The organism is Thalassospira sp. GO-4 (assembly GCF_023588965.1).
Lineage (GTDB): Bacteria > Pseudomonadota > Alphaproteobacteria > Rhodospirillales > Thalassospiraceae > Thalassospira > Thalassospira povalilytica.
The window spans coordinates 3,394,611-3,412,959 of sequence record NZ_CP097807.1 but is presented as its reverse complement, the minus strand read 5'-3'; the positions used below and the strand labels follow the sequence as shown (position 1 = coordinate 3,412,959).

Annotated in this window: 15 protein-coding genes; 5 read left to right on the top strand and 10 right to left on the bottom strand. The window is 57.3% G+C overall.

From position 1 onward, the window contains the following. Nucleotides 1-51: 51 nt before the first annotated feature. Entirely contained in the window at nucleotides 52-1,224 is a 1,173-nt protein-coding gene (locus M9H61_RS15745) for an isovaleryl-CoA dehydrogenase (RefSeq protein ID WP_250281570.1), read from the bottom strand. A gap of 58 nt (nucleotides 1,225-1,282) precedes the next feature. Beyond that, nucleotides 1,283-1,747: a PaaI family thioesterase gene (locus tag M9H61_RS15740; RefSeq protein WP_250281568.1), complete on the bottom strand. Its 465-nt coding sequence runs from the start codon at nucleotides 1,745-1,747 to the stop codon at nucleotides 1,283-1,285. Between the two features lie 1,126 nt (nucleotides 1,748-2,873). Between M9H61_RS15740 and M9H61_RS15730 the strand changes: the two genes are divergently transcribed. Then, nucleotides 2,874-3,011 (top strand): hypothetical protein, encoded by a 138-nt coding sequence (locus M9H61_RS15730; protein WP_250281566.1) that lies wholly within the window; start codon nucleotides 2,874-2,876, stop codon nucleotides 3,009-3,011. A gap of 34 nt (nucleotides 3,012-3,045) precedes the next feature. Here the strand turns inward: M9H61_RS15730 and M9H61_RS15725 are convergent, their stop codons facing one another. Then, nucleotides 3,046-3,876, bottom strand: coding sequence for an ABC transporter substrate-binding protein (locus tag M9H61_RS15725; protein WP_206926655.1), 831 nt, complete (start codon nucleotides 3,874-3,876; stop codon nucleotides 3,046-3,048). Between the two features lie 515 nt (nucleotides 3,877-4,391). After that, complete coding sequence (locus M9H61_RS15720) at nucleotides 4,392-6,158, bottom strand: DEAD/DEAH box helicase (protein WP_101248199.1); 1,767 nt, start codon at nucleotides 6,156-6,158, stop codon at nucleotides 4,392-4,394. A gap of 379 nt (nucleotides 6,159-6,537) precedes the next feature. On the opposite strand from M9H61_RS15720, the gene M9H61_RS15715 reads away from it, so the two are divergent. Further along, on the top strand, nucleotides 6,538-8,208 hold the full coding sequence (locus M9H61_RS15715; protein ID WP_101248200.1) for a methyl-accepting chemotaxis protein: 1,671 nt from the start codon (nucleotides 6,538-6,540) through the stop codon (nucleotides 8,206-8,208). Nucleotides 8,209-8,322: 114 nt separating this feature from the next. On the opposite strand, the gene M9H61_RS15710 is transcribed toward M9H61_RS15715, so the two are convergent. Together M9H61_RS15710 and M9H61_RS15705 are read right to left on the bottom strand one after the other, a co-directional pair. Next, nucleotides 8,323-9,183 (bottom strand): prephenate dehydratase, encoded by an 861-nt coding sequence (locus tag M9H61_RS15710; protein ID WP_114111946.1) that lies wholly within the window; start codon nucleotides 9,181-9,183, stop codon nucleotides 8,323-8,325. Between the two features lie 105 nt (nucleotides 9,184-9,288). Continuing rightward, the gene (locus M9H61_RS15705) at nucleotides 9,289-10,029 is read right to left on the bottom strand and encodes a 3-deoxy-manno-octulosonate cytidylyltransferase (protein WP_206926652.1); all 741 of its coding nucleotides are present in this window, start codon (nucleotides 10,027-10,029) and stop codon (nucleotides 9,289-9,291) included. A gap of 356 nt (nucleotides 10,030-10,385) precedes the next feature. On the opposite strand from M9H61_RS15705, the gene M9H61_RS15700 reads away from it, so the two are divergent. From M9H61_RS15700 to M9H61_RS15690, 3 genes are all read left to right on the top strand, one after another. Further along, nucleotides 10,386-11,015, top strand: a complete 630-nt coding sequence (locus M9H61_RS15700) for a cytochrome c family protein (RefSeq protein WP_114111948.1) — start codon at nucleotides 10,386-10,388, stop codon at nucleotides 11,013-11,015. Nucleotides 11,016-11,202: 187 nt separating this feature from the next. Then, on the top strand, nucleotides 11,203-11,985 hold the full coding sequence (gene hisN / locus M9H61_RS15695; protein ID WP_250281564.1) for a histidinol-phosphatase: 783 nt from the start codon (nucleotides 11,203-11,205) through the stop codon (nucleotides 11,983-11,985). Between the two features lie 199 nt (nucleotides 11,986-12,184). Continuing rightward, entirely contained in the window at nucleotides 12,185-13,411 is a 1,227-nt protein-coding gene (locus M9H61_RS15690) for a sodium:proton antiporter (protein ID WP_114112336.1), read from the top strand. Nucleotides 13,412-13,763: 352 nt separating this feature from the next. Here the strand turns inward: M9H61_RS15690 and M9H61_RS15685 are convergent, their stop codons facing one another. The 4 genes from M9H61_RS15685 to M9H61_RS15670 form a co-directional block, all read right to left on the bottom strand. After that, nucleotides 13,764-14,429 (bottom strand): LysE family translocator, encoded by a 666-nt coding sequence (locus tag M9H61_RS15685; protein WP_250281562.1) that lies wholly within the window; start codon nucleotides 14,427-14,429, stop codon nucleotides 13,764-13,766. Beyond that, nucleotides 14,429-14,926 (bottom strand): DinB family protein, encoded by a 498-nt coding sequence (locus M9H61_RS15680; RefSeq protein ID WP_250281559.1) that lies wholly within the window; start codon nucleotides 14,924-14,926, stop codon nucleotides 14,429-14,431. Before M9H61_RS15680 ends, M9H61_RS15685 begins: the two co-directional genes overlap by 1 nt. A gap of 39 nt (nucleotides 14,927-14,965) precedes the next feature. Further along, the gene (locus tag M9H61_RS15675; protein ID WP_250281557.1) at nucleotides 14,966-15,889 is read right to left on the bottom strand and encodes a DMT family transporter; all 924 of its coding nucleotides are present in this window, start codon (nucleotides 15,887-15,889) and stop codon (nucleotides 14,966-14,968) included. Between the two features lie 319 nt (nucleotides 15,890-16,208). After that, on the bottom strand, nucleotides 16,209-18,290 hold the full coding sequence (locus M9H61_RS15670; protein ID WP_250281556.1) for a potassium/proton antiporter: 2,082 nt from the start codon (nucleotides 18,288-18,290) through the stop codon (nucleotides 16,209-16,211). Between the last annotated feature and the right edge of the window lie 59 nt (nucleotides 18,291-18,349).

Genomic DNA, 18,349 nt, shown 5'->3' with positions numbered 1-18,349 from the left:
GATGTGGGTCCTTGTGGTCTTTCTGGGGGATCAGTTAACGGGAAACCGCAATTATGCGGTTTCACCAAACAGTTCACGGCCAATCAGCATACGACGGATTTCGCTCGTACCTGCCCCGATTTCGTAAAGCTTGGCATCGCGCAGCAACCGACCGGTCGGATATTCATTGATATAGCCGTTGCCACCAAGGGTCTGAATGGCTTCAAGCGCCATCCAGGTGGCCTTTTCTGCGGCATACAGGATCACACCGGCCGCATCCTTGCGCGATGTTTCACCGCGATCACAGGCCTTGGCGACCTCATAGACATAGGCACGGCAGGCATTCATGGTCGTGTACATATCGGCGATTTTACCCTGCATCAGCTGGAATTCGCCGATCGCCTTACCGAACTGTATGCGTTCATGGATATAGGGCACAACCACATCCATGCAGGCCCGCATGATCCCGGTGGGGCCCGCCGCCAGAACCGCACGTTCATAATCAAGGCCGCTCATCAACACGCGGACACCGCCATTGAGCTGACCGAGAATGTTTTCTTCGGGCACTTCGCAATCTTCAAACACCAGCTCACAGGTGTTCGAACCGCGCATACCCAGTTTGTCGAGCTTTTGCGCAGTCGAGAACCCCTTGAAGGTTTTTTCGATGATAAAGGCGGTAATGCCCTTGGGTCCGGCATCGAGATCGGTTTTGGCGTAAACCACCAGCGTATCGGCATCCGGGCCGTTGGTGATCCACATCTTGTTGCCATTGAGGATGAAACGATCGCCCTTTTTCTCGGCGCGAAGCTTCATCGATACCACGTCCGAACCAGCGCCCGGCTCACTCATGGCAAGGGCGCCGATATGTTCGCCGCTGATCAGTTTGGGCAGGTATTTTGCCTTTTGTTCGGCATTGGCGTTGCGTTTGATCTGGTTGACGCACAGGTTGGAATGCGCACCATATGAAAGCGCGACCGAGGCCGAAGCCCGGCTGATTTCTTCCATCGCAATCACATGTTCAAGATAGCCTAGACCCGTACCGCCATCTTCTTCGGGAACGGTCATGCCCAAAAGGCCCAGATCCCCGAATTTGCGCCACAGATCGTTGGGGAACTGGTTGGTTTCATCGATTTCTGCCGCGCGCGGGGCGATTTCGGCCTCGGCAAAGGATGAAACAGTTTCGCGGATCGCGTCCGCGGTTTCGCCAAGATCAAATTTCAATCCGGGAAATTCGAAAAATGCCATGATGACGTTCCTGCCTGACTGGGTTTGATTATTAGGTAAATTTTATCAATTGATGGAATTATGCAGCGCTATCTAATAGTTCCGGCGGCAGCTTCATGACCTTGAGTGTCTGAAGCGAGGTCGCGCACAGAACCGGCTCGCTATTCCTCATACCAAAGATATCGATGCGGGTGACGATGATCGATCGCCCGCGCGAGACAACCTCGCCGACGGCACGCAGACGATCACCCTGCCCCGGGGCAACGATATTGAGCTTGTATTCAATCGTCAGCATCCCCTGATCAGCTTCAATCAGGCTCCATCCGGCAAAACCACCGGCAATATCGGCAAGCCCTGCGATCAGTCCGCCATGGAAATAGCCGTTATGCTGGATCAGATCAGCCCGCGACGGCACGATGACTTCAACGCGGCCCGGTTTAACGTCGGCGACTTCGGCCCCGATCGACAGATTATAGGGCTGCTGCGCAAAGCGTTTGCGGACTTCAGCATCAAAATCGGGATTTTGCGGTTCGAACTGTGCCATATCGCGGTCCTAAGAAGTCACGGTCCTGAGAAGAAGGCAGATACCCGTTACGGGCATCGCGGGAGAATGCGACTCCCTTGTAGTTGACGTTAACGTTAACGTCAAATCAAATCCGCATAGCTCTACCACTTTATCTCAAAACCCGCCCTTACCAGCATTCCTGAGCCCCTATCAACCGGAAAACGGGCCGTTTCGCGGCTCTCAAACTCCAACTCACCGGATCACGCAATCCCGACGACAACAGGCATCCGGTTTGATGCGCGAGGCGTCGTATCGGGCGGGGTGGGACAGACGGTTCCCCGGGCATGCAATGCCGGGACAAGCAATTGCTGGGTGAGCAATGGTTTGGCGAGTAACGGCTTGGGGTGCGGGTGTGAGGCCATGGTTTTGCGGCCATGGGTTTGTGCGCAACGGATTTTTCGCGATCCGCAAACTCCAACTCCCCCGATCACGCTGTCCCAGCGACAACAGGCATCCGGTTTGATGCGCAGGGCGTCGTATCGGGCGGGGTGGGACAGGCGGTTCCCCGGGCATGCAATTCCGGGACAAGCAATTGGCGGGTGAGCAATGGTTTGGGGAGTAATGGCTTGCGGCGTAGGTGTGGGTGTGGGTGTGGGTGTGGGTGCGGGTGCGGGTGCGGGGCCATGGGTTTGCGGGCGCGTGTTTGTGGCCATGGGTTTGGGGGCGACGGATTTGGCGCCAGTTTGCTGAGGCGTCGTTTCTGCAAGGCAACGACTGGTGCCGGGTAGCCTTGGGTGACGCCGCGTGATGTCGTGTGATGCCGCGTGGTGTTGGATGGTGTCACGTGTTTTGGGTGGCGCGGGGAAACGGATGGTTTGGGTGCCCGATGAAAGGCGTTCCAGGTGCATTTCATGCGGCGGGCATCGGAGAGCTGCCGGGGACGGCAGGCGGGTGATGCGGGCTTTTGCGCCGTTGCACGAGGGTCGAGGGTCGAGGACCGAGGACCGAGGCCGCGGATCTTTGAACGGTGAACAGATGCCGGAGAGCGTTGGTCGAGGGTGGCTTGGTGGCCGGAGGGCAATGGTCGCCGGTGTGTGTCGGAGGGCGATGGCCGACGGCGTATGGTGCTCAGAGGGCGTTGGCCGCCGGTGGCTGATGGCCGCAGGTGCGTGATGGTCAGAGGTCGCAGGCTGGTGGCTGGTGGCTGGTGGCTGGTGGCTGGTGGCTGGTGGCTGGTGGCTGGTGGCTGGTGGCTGGTGGCTGGTGGCTGGTGGCTGGTGGCTGGTGGCTGGTGGGCATGTGACGAACCAGCACGCAGGTCAACCGTTAGCTTTGCGTTAATTGGTGTTTTCGCCCCAGCGGCGGATGCTGGCTTCGAGCATGTTTTGCATGGCGTCATCGGCAAGCAGTTTGAGAATCGCCTGGGTGATGCGGCCGCGCAATGCGCCGGTATTGCATTCGGAGCGATGCGACATGGTCAGATAGAGATTTTCGGTACTGACCGGGGTCTCGTAGCTGCGGATATTGGTGATATGTTCGCGCGCTGCCACGGCCTTGCCGGGGAATTCTTCGTAAATCAGATATTCACCGCGATTATAGGACAGCATGCGCAAGCCCTGTTCGAGGCTGGGCACTTCGGTGATGCTGAGATTTTGCGCCGCATAGGTATCAAAATCCTGACCGAAGCTGTTATTGATCACGGTCAGACCTTCGAGCCCGCGCAAATCAGACCAGTGCTGATAATTGAGATCAAGATTATCGCGGGTCCAGATGACGGTGCGCGTCCCCTGAAACGCCGGATAGAAGTAATCCATATATTCGAGCCTCGGCAGTGTCAGGAAGGCCCCGGCAATCATATCAAGGGTGCCGTCACGCATGCTTTGCTGCACACGGCCCCAACTGCCGGCATGCAGGACTTCGATCCGCACCCCGGCCAGTTCACCAACCTGTTTGAGAAAGTCGGCCGCCGCCCCTTCGAGATACTGACCATCAGCCGATTGCCATAGATAAGGCGGGTAGTCCGGATTGCCCGATGCCAGAAGATGGCCGCAATCGCGCGATCCGTCAGCATTCCGTTTGAAATGCCCGGTTCGCTCATCTGCAAATGCGATATCTGCACCAAATGCACAGGCCATCGCCGCAGCCAGGACGACCAACATCCTTTTCATGCAGAGCCAACTCCTTGTTACCTCAGCCATGGCACGCCGACATTCCCCATATGTGGTGAGACACCACCGGAATTTCCCGAGGGGCCGGTCGATTATTTTGACCTGCCAGCCATCCGCCGTGCCGATCCGTTCCACCAAACCGCGCCAGAGCCCGTATCACTGGTTCAAATCACTGACCCGAAACTTGGTCCGGGAATCGGCATCGAACATCAAAACCATGGCAGCAAATCCGCACACCAGACCGGTTTTCAGTCAAGTCGCCATCAAGCCATCTGCAATCTGATCGCAACCTGACTGCAACCCGGCTGCAAACCATCCGTAAATCGCCGACCATCCCCCTATAAAGGATAGGTGTTTGGGTTGGAATTTACAGCTTTTGTTTTCAACCAGGAATCGAAAACGAAAAAGCCGGCCATAACAGCCGACTTTTTCTTTGATTTCCGGACGTTCCGAAGCGCAGAAGCTGTGCTGTGGAACGTTATATCCGTATGCGATCGTGCGAGATCAGCCTGTAATCAGGCCGAACGACGCTTCATGCCCTGATTGCCACCACGGCCTTCGGAGCGGCGCGGGCGATCAGAGAAATCACGGCGTCCGCCGTCACGACCGGCATCACGGCCACCATCGCGACCGCGGAAATTGCCACCACGATCACCACGCGGCTTGTCGGCAAAACGACGTTCGTCACGGTTGCCGCCTTCGCCGCGACCTTCACCACGGGGGCGGAAGTTGCCACCGCGATTGCCACCGCGTTCTTCACGATCACCGCGCGGTGCACGATCATCATTGTCAAAGCGCGGCTTGCGATCATTGCGGAATTCGCGGTCATCACGACGCGGACGATCGGCGAAATCACGACGGCCACCGTCACGGGCACCATCACGACCGCCATCACGGCCACCGAAACCGCGCGCTGCGCGTTCACCCTGGAAGCCGCCTTCGCGACCACCTTCACGAGCACCATCGCGACCGGCATCACGACCGCCGCCAAAGCCGCGACCACGACCACCGTCACGGCCACCGCCGAAACCACGACCACGGCCACCATCGCGACCGCCGCCAAAGCCGCCACGACCGCGACCACCAAAGCCACGACCAGCGCCTTCACGGCCACCACGACCACCACCGGAACGCGGCGGCGGGGGCGGAGCATGGAATTCGTGATCTTCGTCGATATCGACATCCTGCTTGATGATGCGTTCGATGTTGCGCAGCAGACGAATGTCACGCGGTTCGCAGAACGAAATCGCGGTACCTTCGGCGCCACCACGACCGGTACGGCCGATACGGTGGACATAGCTTTCCGGATCGTGCGGCAGGTCATAGTTGATGACATGCGTGATGCCCGGAACGTCAATACCACGTGCGGCAACGTCGGTCGCAATCAGAACCGGGAAACGGCCATTGCGGAAGTTGCGCAGGATTTTCTGACGGATGCGCTGCTGTTTGTCGCCATGGATCGCATCACTGTCGACACCTTCATCGCGCAGCTGGAACGACAGTTCGTCCGCATCGGCCTTGGTTTTGGTGAAGACCAGAACGCGTTCGACTTCGTCACGGTTCAGCAGCTGAACCAGAAGCGACATCTTGTCATGGCGTTTCACGAACATGCCACGCTGGGTCACACGTTCGGTCACGCTTGATTGCGGGGCAGTTTCGACCTTGACCGGGTCTTTGAGCAGACGGTCGGTCAGATGTTTGACTTCGGCCGGCATGGTTGCCGAGAACATCACCGTCTGGTGGTTGTTCGGCAGCAGTTCGGCAACGGTCAGAACATCTTCGGAGAAGCCCATGTCAAGCATACGGTCGGCTTCATCAAGGATGAAGACTTCGACATCGTCAAAGCGAACCGTGTTGCGCGACATATGGTCAAGCAGACGACCCGGGGTCGCAACCAGGATATCAACGCCACGGCGCAGTTCCTGAATCTGCGGGCCCATCGGCGAGCCGCCATAGACAACAGAAGAAAACAGGCGGATGCCTTTTTTGAAGTCACGCAGGCACTGGCCGATCTGGGTCGCCAGTTCGCGGGTCGGCGCAAGAATAACGGCGCGCGGCTGACCCGGTTTCGGGCGCTGCGGGTTTTCAGCAAGACGCTGCAGCAACGGCAGGCAGAAAGCGGCAGTTTTGCCGCCACCCGTATGGGAAATACCCATAAGGTCACGCCCTTCGAGAAGTGCCGGGATCGTCGCAGCCTGGATTTCGGTCGGCGCGGAGAAACCAGCAGCTTCAACATTGCGCAGCAGGGGCTCGATCAGGTTGAGCCCATCAAAATTCGTCATAAAGGATAGCCCTTCGTTTATCCGGTCGGCGCCATGTTCACGCCAATGGTGCCTGCTCAAACGCAGTCGAGACCGGTGCATGGCAAAGCAGCCACTGCGTCGGACCCTGCATGAGAGGCAAATGATGTGAGGTTACGACGTCATCACGTCGAAACCGCCCTCGCCTTGTTCATACAGTTCCTGACAGCTCATTCTGTCTTTGCAAGCGAAGGAATGAGCCGGGTGATACAGATGTCTTGCGCATAAGTCAATCAAATGCCTGCGCCGGGCAGCCATGCAAAAACGCGCAGATGACACATTCAACCAAGGCGATTTACGGTTTCGTTTACGATTTGCGGTAAATAATTCAATCGCCACAATCGCTTGTAAGGGGAAAGTTATGCGGTTCCGGGTTGTTACGGGGATATTTTCCATTCCCGCCATTTGTTTACTTGTGCTGCTTGCCATCATCGCAACGGTCGCACTGAATTACCAAACCAGCCTTCGTAACGGGAAATTCGAACAGATTTCCCATCTGACCGAAGGCGCTGTGACCATCGTCAACAGCTATGTCGCCAAAGCCAAAAGCGGCGATATGAGCGAGGACGAAGCCAAGGCTGCGGCATTGGCAATCCTGAATGCCTATCGGTTTGACGGCGCGAACTATATCTATGCGTCCGATTACAGCCATTGCATGGTGCTTGATCCGTTAAGCCCCGAAGATGTCGGCAAATGCAACCCCGACAGCAAGGTTCGCAACATGATCGTCAATACCGCCAAGGCCGGCGGTGGCATCATCACCTATGAAACCAAGAAACCCGGCGAAGGCGACAAGCTGATTGAAAAGGCAGCCTATGTCCGCCCGATCAAGGAATGGGGCTGGGCGCTGGGTGCGGGTGTCTATATGGATGACGTGCAGTCGGAATTCATGTCGATCATCCAGCATATCGCGGTCATTTCGATCATTGCCATTGTCATTGCAGGGTCCCTGTCCTGGGTTGTCGGCACGCGAATCACGCGCAGCATCGTCGGTTTGAACAGTTCAATCCGCACAATCGCCGAAGGCAATTACGATGCCCCGGTCGAAGTCGAATCGCGTTTCGTTGAAATCGGCGATATGGCGCAGGGCGTTCTGGCGTTGCGTGACAAATCCGCACAGGCGCAGAAACTTGAATCCGATGCAGCCGTTCAGAAGCAGAAAGCCGAAGAAGAACGTCGCAGCAATATCCGGTCAATCGCCCAGAAACTTGAAAGCGAAGTTGGCGGCATTGCCGGGGCACTTGACCGTTCGATCCAGCGCAGCAACGATCTTGCGATCAGCATGGCCCACAATGCCGACGGCATCCTGGGTCAAAGCCAGCAGGTGGCATCGGCCGCCGGTGAAGTATCGCAGAATGTCGATGCGGTTGCCGCCGCGACCGAAGAACTTTCATCCTCGATCACGGAAATCAACGTTCAGATTTCCCAGATGTCGCACACTGTTGAACGGGCAACCGATGAAAGCCAAAGCGCATCGAACGATGTTGCCGGCCTGTCGGAAACAGTCGAGAAGATCAAGGAAATCATCGGCCTGATCAATGACATTGCCGGTCAGACCAACCTTCTGGCCCTTAACGCAACCATCGAGGCGGCCCGTGCGGGTGAAGCCGGCAAAGGCTTTGCCGTGGTGGCAAACGAGGTCAAGAACCTTGCGACCCAGACCGCCAAGGCAACCGATGAAATTGCCGCCCAGATCAATGCCATTGTGGATGGAACCGAACGTGCCGTAACCGGCATCTCACGGGTTTCGGAAACCATCGAACAGGTGCGCAGTGCATCCACCGCAATTGCCGCGGCCATCGAAGAACAGGGTGCAGCGACCCAGGAAATTTCGGGCAACGCAAACCGCAGTGCGGATGGCGTGAAACAGATTTCCTATAGCGTTGATGAAACCATGAAGAACGCACAAAGCACCACCGATGATGCCGACGAACTGAAATCGGCATCGGCCGAACTTTCGAACCGTTCGGCCGAGCTGACCCAGATCATTCATCGGTTCTCGGGCGATCTTTTGAAACAGGCCGGGGATTGATCCCGACCCGATCAAACGACTTTGAACGACATTAAACAAGAAAGGGCCGAACAATTTCGTTCGGCCCTTTTTTCATGTCTGACGTCAAGGGTGCCAAACGCACCGCGCCGATGATCATTCCGCGGGAAGGTCATTTTCCTTGCGGAACGGGTGGGCCGGATAAACGCCCAAAATGCGAACTTCGTGCGAGAAGAATTGCAGTTCTTCGAGCGCGTGGCGCAGGCCAAGCTGTTCGGGATGGGCTTCGACTTCGGCAAAGAACTGGGTCGCGGTGAAGTGGCCTTCGACCATGTAGCTTTCAAGCTTGGTCATGTTGATGCCGTTGGTGGCAAAACCGCCCAGTGCCTTGTAAAGGGCGGCGGCAACGTTGCGTACCCGGAAGACAAAACTGGTGACAACCGGGGTGCCGTCATTGGCGATATCAAGCGGCTCCCGGGCGAGAATGATAAAACGCGTGGTGTTGTGGGCGGCGTCTTCGACCTCGGTACGCAGCACATCAAGGCCGTAAATTTCAGCCGCCAGAACCGGGGCAATCGCGGCAATGGATTTATCGCCGCGATCGGCGACTTCCTTGGCACAGCCGGCCGTATCGGGACCGACCACCGCATTGACACCGAGTTCCTTGCGCAGTTTGCGGCATTGGCCGAGGGCGTGCACGTGGCTGTGGATTTCCTTGATGTCTTCGATCTTTGTGCCCGGTACGGCGACCAGCGCATGGTTAATGCGCAGGAAGGTTTCTCCGATGATATGCACACCCGATTCCGGCAGGATGTGGTGCACATCGGCGACACGCCCGGCAAGGGTGTTATCAATCGGGATCACCGCCAGTTCGACTTCGCCTTCTTCCAATGCACTAAAGGCGCCTTCAAAGGTCCTGTAGGGTACTGTCGTTGCACCCGGAAAGGCGCGACGGGCTGCCTGATCTGAATAGGCACCGTGCATTCCCTGAAAAGCGATCCTTTGTTGCGCAGTCATCTGGCTGTTTCCTGATAGTTTAGACGGACTTGTATCAACCGCCCCGAACAGGCGGCCTGATAGAAAACCCCAATTGGGGCGCGAACTCAATCCAATGTTTGGAAATCAGGCCCCGAGAACCTGACGGGCCCGTTCAAGATCTTCGGGCGTGTCCACGCCAAGCGGCACGCCATCCACCAGCGCCACCGCAATCACCATGCCGTTTTCAAGCGCACGCAACTGTTCGAGCTTTTCACGGCTTTCAAGTTCGGCCGGTGGCAGGGCAACAAAGCGGTCGAGTGCCGCACGGCGATAGGTATAAAGCCCGATATGATGATAAAGCGGCCCGTCACCATATGGCGCGGTCGCGCGCGTGAAATAAAGCGCACGGGCAACACGCCCCTTGCCAAAGGCGGCGACCGCCTTGACCACGTTGGGGTTGGTGCGTTCTTCAATGCGGGTGATTTCAGCAGCCAGCGTTGCAATATCGACCGCCGGATCATTGAGCGGTTCAAACACGGCGCGGATATCGGCGGCATCAATGGTCGGCAGATCGCCCTGCACATTGACGACCGCATCATATTTGCCGTCGGGATCGAAAGTTTGCAGCGCCTGATGAACACGATCCGATCCGCTGGGCAGATCCGGGTCGGTCAGAACCGCGATGCCGCCCGCGGCTTCGACCGCATCGGCAATTTCCTGTTCGGCACAGGCCACCAGAACCGGGCCAATCGCGGCCTCGTTCGCGCGTCGCCAGACCTGAACGATCATGGGTTCCCCGCAAATATCAGCCAACGGTTTGTTGGGCAGGCGGGTAGAGGCCATGCGGGCAGGAATTACAACAACAGGATTGCGCGGCGTCGACATTTTGGAACTCCGGTCAGGCATAAATTCCCTGTGTTTGATCTCGCGCAATGCGTGTTCGATCAACGCGATGGCAAAACACGGGTGTGAATCGGCGCGACATTAGCCGGTTTTGGGGAGTTTACGAAAGACGGAAATGTTTTTCAGATGCTACTAGACGAAAGTTCTAGAGCATCCGTTTTCGCCTTGGTGTTTAAGAAAGGTTGATGCAAATCGCTGAAACGTATAGTTTCCCACCGAACAGTTTTGCCTGCGGTAACATGTGTGTTTCTCAACTACGAGGATTGCCAGGGGGGCGCATGGATGAACTGACTATAATGAGAAACCTGAGAGTGATTAGGCTGTAACGGGGTCCCGTCATGAACACGATGGAAATCAACAAGATCGTCGCCGGAGTCATCTGCGCCGTACTTCTGGTAGTGGTTGTCGGCAAAATTGGTGGCGCACTGGTTCATCCCGATGAACTGGAAGCACCGGTTTATCCCTTCTCCGAGGATCTGATGGCGGGTGCGAGTGCCACGACCGCAGCAGCACCGGCTGCGCCGGCCGGCCCGGAACCGATTCTTGCGATGCTGGCATCGGCTGATCTTGCCGAAGGCGAAAAAGTCTTCAAGAAGTGCGCATCCTGCCACGATGTCGAAAAAGGCGGCCCGAACAAGACCGGCCCGAACCTTTATGGAATCGTTGGTGCGGCCTTTGCGCATAAAAGCGACTTCTCCTATTCCGATGGCATGGCCAACCATGGCAGCAATTGGGGCTTTGAGGAGCTGAACGAATTCCTTTACAAGCCGCGCGATTACATCGATGGCACGAAAATGAGCTTCGGCGGCCTGAAAAAGGCATCTGATCGTGCTGCTGTCATTGCATGGCTTAATACCAAATCCGACAATCCGCTGCCGCTGCCCGATCCGGCAGAAGCTGCTGCGGCCGAACAGGGTGCCGCCGAAGAAGCTGCTGCACCGGCAGAAGGTGAAGCTGCTGCGCAGTAAGCGGATGTGACGTCGTCAGATTTTTCTGATCAGACATTGATTTTTCACAGGGGACAGGTAACTGTCCCCTGTTTGCGTTTGGTGGTCGCGTTTTTGCCGGGACCAGCAGGCAGATGTTATTTGCCGGCCCGATATCGGGTGTTCTGGCAGGCCCTTTGATGCCAACTTCATTCAGGAATGTGCTTTCATGGAAAATCTCGACCGCTTTTTAGAGATCGCCCACAAACTGGCCGATGCGGCCCGCCCGGTTGTGCGCAAATATTACCGCACCCCGGTTGCCGTGGACGTGAAAGCAGATGACAGCCCGGTCACCATTGCCGATCGCGAAGTCGAACGCACCATGCGCGATATCCTGAATGCCGAATTGCCCGATCACGGCATCCTTGGCGAAGAACACGGGCGCGAAAATATCGATGCCGAATATGTCTGGGTTCTTGATCCGATTGACGGCACCAAATCATTCATTTCCGGCAAGCCGAGCTTTGCCACCCTGATTGCGCTTTGCCACCGGGGCAAACCGGTGATGGGCATTATCGACCAGGCGATCACCGATGAACGCTGGGTCGGAGTGATGGGCAAGCCCAGCACCATGAACGGTGCTGAAATCAGTGCGCGCGAATGCGAAGACCTGGCAAGTGCGACCTTCTTTACCACCGCGCCCGAACTTTTCCGCGACAAGACGTTTGCCGCCTATCAGGCGGTTTCCAAACAGTGCCGGGTTCCGATGTACGGGGTTGATGCCTATGCCTATGGGCTGACCGCGCTTGGCCTTGCCGACACGGTGGTTGAATGCGGGCTTCAGGCCTATGATTTCTGTGCGCTGGTGCCGGTCGTCGAAGGGGCCGGCGGGGTGATGACCGACTGGTCGGGCAAGGAACTTGGCATCAACAGTGCCGGTGATGTTGTCGCAAGCGGTGATGCGCGCTGCCATGCCGATGTTCTTGCCGTCATCAAGGGCGCGATGGCGTAATCGCGCGCGGTTCGCGACCCGCCAAACAATCAACGACCCGCCCTGCCCGATCGCTGGGCGGCTCCATTGTTGGCTCCACTGTTAACTCCCTTGGCTTCGGCCCGTCCCGATCCGTCGGCGCAATTGTTATTTCACGGTTTTTCGGGCACACTTTTGCGATGAAACAACCAGTCGGGGAAACAACCAGTCGGGTCGGGTGATGTTTGAATGGGTGATCATTCTTTTTCTGGGATCGGGGCTGGTTTACGGGCTGTTTTCCCGCCGCCTGCAACGGCGTAATATTTCATCACCGATGATGATGGTTCTAAGCGGGGCGCTGATTGCGTTGCCGCTTGGCATCTGGCATGAGGCGCCGCTTCGGGCGCTGAGTGGCGGGCTTCATTTCGCCACCCGTTTTGCCGAGATGACGCTTGCGATCATTCTGTTTCTTGATGCTGCCGTTCTGAATTATCGCAAGGAACAGGCGGCCAAGAACATTGCCTTGCGGCTGCTTCTGATTGGATTGCCGCTGACCATTTTGGCGACCTGGGGCTTTATTGTCGGGCTTGATGACAGTGTGCGGCTGATCCCGGCACTTATTCTTGCACTGATTGTCAGCCCGACCGATGCCGCCCTTGGCCGTCCGGTTCTTGAGAATCGGGACGTGCCCGACCCGGTGCGCCAGGGCATCAATATCGAAAGCGGGCTTAATGACGGGCTGGTCTTGCCGGTGTTTACCACGGCGGTTTTGCTTGAAGCCAATCTTCTAAGCAATGGGCATCAGGGCTGGATCAAGGAAGCGTTGCTTGAAATTTCGGCAGGTGCCGGGATTGGCATCGGATGCGGGTTCGTGCTGGGCAAGATCGTCAATCATGTGGTGACCCGCGACATGATTGTTGACCGGTTTGAACGGCTGCTTGGTGTGCTTGCCGCGATCCTGATTTATCTTTTGGCCGAACAGCTTGGCGGCAACGGTTTTGTCGCGGCCTTTGCCGGGGGGCTGTCGCTTAATATTTCCAGTGACCGGGTGCGCGACACCATCGAAAGTTTCGGCGAGGCAGAGGCAGAACTTCTGACCATGCTGACATTCTTTGTGTTCGGGATGATTGTCGTGCCGGCGGTGTATGAAAGCTGGACTTGGGAGATGCTGGCATTCTCGGTTGCAAGCCTTGTGATCCTGCGCCCGCTTTGTGTGTGGATCTGCATGATCGGGTCGCCCTACAGCCCGGGGGAAAAGCTTTATATCGGGTGGTTCGGACCGCGCGGGATTGCCTCGGTGATCTATATGCTGATCATGGCGACCCTGATTGATCCGGGCGAATTCATGCCGCTTTTTGCCGCCGGAACCATGATCATCTGCATCAGCATCGTCGCCCACGGCATCAGTGCCGCCCCGGCATCGCGCGCCCTTGTGCGCTATCTGGCAAAAAGATCCGCCAAGGATTGAGCCGCCATCATTGGCCACCGGGCCGGGATGGGGGGCTGGGATGGGAGCCGGGGTGGAGAATTGGCATGCCTTTCGCCAGCATCCCATACCAGGCATGTGACCGGACCTTCATGACTGATGCTCGTGCCTGATGCATGTGGCCGGTGCTTGTAGCCGATGCCACCCTCCAACACCTGAGGCCAATACGTCCCCTGCCCGGCCCGCCAATACATACCGGGCGCGCACGACAAATCACGGCACAGCATGGCCCCGCGAGATGCCGGATGGCTCAGGATGGTGATGGCGCAGGGGGGGCAAATGGCGCCGGATTACGACGGAGGGCGAAGGAGGCCTTCCGGGGTGCAAGGCCGGACTATTGCTGGCTGATGGCCAGCCGTGCGCCAAGGGCAATGAACATGGCACCAAGGGCGCGCTGCAACCATGCGCCAAGTTTTCTGTGGCCCCTGATCCGAACGGCTGCCGCCGCGACCATCAGGACAAGGCTGCTTTCAACCACAAGCCCGATCAAATTGACGACAGATCCCAGCACCAGAAACTGCATCGCGCCATCACCGCTTTGCGGATCAACAAATTGCGGCAGAAACGCCATGAAAAAGATCGCGACCTTGGGGTTAAGCACATCAATCATCACGCCCTGTCGCCATGCCTGAAAGACCGTCATCGGCCTGGTGGAAATGGCAATGGCCGGGGTACTGTCATCATTCCCATCACGGCCCGGTTTACCTGCAAAGCTTGCGCGCAACGCCCCGATGCCCAGCCACACCAGATAGGCCACCCCGACCCATTTGACGATGGCAAAGGCAAGGGCCGACGTCGCAAGGATCGCCGATAGACCAAGAGCCGCAGCCAAGACATGCACAAAGGCGCCCGACACCACGCCAAAACTCGAAAACAGTCCGATCTTGCGGCCATGCACGGCGGTTTGGCCAACGATATAGGCCATATCAGGCCCCGGCGAGATATTGAGCAAAAAGGCCGCCATCAGAAACGGGCCATATTGCACCAGAAGATCGAACATCAAAGCTGCTCGCGGCCATAATAGATCAGATCGATTTCAAGCGCCTTGCCACCGGCCTCAAGCACCATGCTGGAAACCTGTCCGCGATGGTGGGTCTGATGATTGAACATATGACCCAGCACCAGATCACGCGGCATGGTATAGGCCCCGGCGGTGACCGACTGATAGGTCAGATCCGATGCAATTACATCGTCAGTCAGGGTTGCGATGAAATCGGTAATGTCCTGATCCTGTGCGATGCGCGCAGCACGCAAATCATCAAAATCGGAAAACAGAATGGTATCAAGCGCCATGGCAACCGGTGCGCCACTGAGCCGCGACAACCACAAGCGATCAGCGACCAGAAGATGGTTCAGGGTACGCATGATCGACGGAAAGAACGCCCGGCGCGGCGCATCAAGTGCAGCTGGCGGCAGGGCGGCACAGGCATCATAGACATGCCGGTTGGCCCAGGCATTGTAATCTGCCAGACGCTTGAAATAGGCCACACTGTTCATTCTGATCTCCGTTGACAGGCGGTTGCGCGACCGCAGTGCTCAGGGCTTGAGCCCGGTCGGACTACCGGCAACCTGTTCAAGCACGGCCGCGGCCGGTTTGGGAACACGTTTGGTCAGAATAACCACATTGCCCACCAAAGTCAGGCCCACACCCCAGATGACGTGGCTGGTCCAGTGGAAATCCTCAAACCAGGTCGACAGCAACAGTGCCACCACCGGAAACATCACCGAACTGTAGGCCGCCCGATCCGGCCCGATCTTGCCCAGAAGGGTCAGATAGAAGCCGAATGCCAGCACCGATCCAAACAGCGACAGATACACAAGGGCGGCAATAAAGCTTGGGCTGGTATCGAAGGTCACCGGAATCCCGGCAAGCCCGATATAGGCAAACAGCAGAACCGAGCCATAGAGCATGCCAAAGGCATTGGCCTGCAACACCGGAATGCCGCGCGCATGGTTGCGCGCCGAAGCCATATTGCCAAGCGATGCGATATAGCTTCCGGCAAGCGACACCAGAAGGCCGATGCTGCCCCCGGTTGCCAGATCGAATGCCGCAAGATCATCGGCAAATACCATCGCAATGCCCGAAAGCCCGATCGCCGCCCCGATCAGGGTGCGGGTTTCGGGACGACGGCGGAAAAAGATCACGCCATTGACCATGTTCATGATCACGATGGTCGAAAACACCACCGCCAGCAGACCTGATGTCAAATGCGCACTGGCAACATAGATCAGAACATAGTTCAGCGAAAACAGGCACACCCCGAGTGCCGCCATGAAGAAATGATCGCGCATACCAAACCGCATCGGCAAACGACGCACCACACACCAGGCCATCAAAATAAAAGTCGCCAGCGCAAAACGCAGGACCACGGCGACTTCCGGCGCAACGGTAAGCTGATACTGAATGGCGATCCAGGTCGATCCCCAGATTAAAACGACAGCGGCATAAAGACCGAACATGGTCGGGGTGCTCCAAAAGAATTGAAGCAGCAATTTAAGCCAGAACCCACCCCGCACCAAACCAGCATTTTTGATCCATGCATTAGTCCAACTAATGCCAATCCGCCCAATCTAATGCATCAGGCATCGAGGTTTGGCGGTGCACTGAATGGGGCGTGGGTTGGGGGAGGCGCGGGTTGGGTTGGTTCCGGTTCCGGGTGTAGGTCCGGGGTGCAGGTGCAGGTGCAGGTGCAGGTGCAGGTGCAGGTGCAGGTGCAGGTGCAGGTGCAGGTTTGTCTATTCCCTGCACCTGACTGATCAAGGTGATTTATGGCCGGTGTCAGGCTTTTTTGCCTGGTGCCTTGGTCGTCGATGATGTGTCTGCAACATCTTTTTCCGCCGTCGGGGCGGGTGTTTTCGCAGCGTCGGTGGAATTGTCATCGGGTGCCGAGGGGTCGGATGGGCTTGACGCGCGGTCCGGGTCGGGATTTGCATCCTGATCCGGATCCGTAACCGGGTTTTCGGACGGATCACCGGTGCGTTCATCATCGCTGCCACTGTCAGGATCATCTGTCGGCAGCGCCGTGGCCGGGGTTCCGGCAGTCAAAGCCGCATTCTTTTCCGCGCGTTTGCGTTTCTGCCAGTCTTTCCAGATTTCAAGCAATTCGGCGCGCGACTGGAAGATCGGGATGCGGCGTTTGGGTTTGGCTTTTTGCTGTTCAACGGCAAGGCCGACTTCGATCACGCCATGTTCATCATCGGTCCGGCGCACGATCAGCTCAACCGTTCCGTAAGGCACACGGTCGCCGAGTTCGACATCACCAGACAGATCGCGTTTGAGGATATCGGCCACCGTCAGTTCGGCATCGTCTTCGTCCACGGCAAAGCCGTAAAGACGGCCGATATCGGCAATATGGGTATCGGGCGGGAAGCTGAAATCGCCAAACAGGTCGATGTCATTGGCCCCCTCGGCCGGGCCGGCAAACAGCTGATCAAGCAGTTCGACATGGCGCGGCGGGGTGATGATATAGACCTGATCACCCGCCTGGATATGACCGGCCGAATGCGGGCGCAAAGAAGCACCATCGCGCAAAATCAGGCTGGGTCGGGCCCAGCGCGGAATGCGCTGACCGGTGGCAACGGCACTGGCTTCGTGCACGCGATAGACCACGATTTCCTGATTGGCATTGCCCGGCAATTCCAGATCGATACGATCGACCGGCCCGTGACGGGGCGGCACGATAATGCCCAACCATTTCGCAACCCGCCGGATCGTCCAGCCCTGCAACAGAAGCGACGTGATGACGACGATGAAGGCGGTATTGAACAGAAGCTGGCCTTCGGGGATGCCTTCGACCATCGGTACGATGGCAAGCAGGATCGACACCGCCCCGCGCAAACCGACCCACGAAATAAAGGCGGTATCATTGCGCGAGAAATTAAAGAACATCAGGCACAGCCACACCGCGACCGGCCGCGCGACAAAGACCAGCACCAGTGCCAGGATCACACCCGGAACAATCACCGCCCCGAATTCGGATGGTGTTGCCAGAAGACCGAGCGTGACAAACATCGCGATCTGGGCAAGCCAGGTGGTAACATGCTGAAAACGCCGGACACCGACACTCATATGCATCTTGCTGTTGCCGGCAAACAGACCGGCGACATAGACAGCAAGAAATCCGCTGCCGCCCAGAATACTGGTCGCACCAAACAGGGCCAGCGCACAGGCCATGGTAATGATCGGCACCAGACCCGGTTCAAGTTTTACACGGTTGATCATCTGAACCAGCGCATAGCCGCCCGCCACACCAAACACCGTGCCAAGCCCGATTTGCAGGATGAAGCGTTGCAACAATTCAACAGCGATATTGTCGCCACCGCCCAGAATGATCAGTTCCACCAGCGAAATGGTCAGAAACACCGCCATCGGGTCGTTCGAACCCGATTCAACTTCCAGCGTGCTGCGCGTACGGTCACGCAGATTGATCCCGCCGACCCGCAACAGGAAGAACACCGCCGCAGCATCCGTCGAACTGACAATCGCCCCGAACAGCAATGCCACCAGCCATGGCACATCGAGCACCAGCCAGGTCACACCGCCAATCACAAAAGTCGTGATCATCACCCCGATCGTGGCCAGCACCAGTGACGGGGCAGCGGCAATTTTCAATGTTCGAAGCTGGGTTTCAAAGCCGCTGTCAAACAAGATCAGGGCAAGCGCGATCGAGCCGATAAAATAGGCCAGCGGCGCATTGTCAAACATGATGCCGCCAATGCCGTCTTCACCGGCACCAAGGCCGACAAACAGAAACACCAGCAGCAATGGCGCGCCGACCCGGAAACTGACAAGGCTTGTGAAAACCGCGACCACAACCAGAATCGATGCAATCAGGATTACCAGATTCATCGATTCAATCATGTTGGGGCTCCTCTGTCGGGAATGTCAGAACGGGATCAGTCGGCAATTCGCATCGCAAT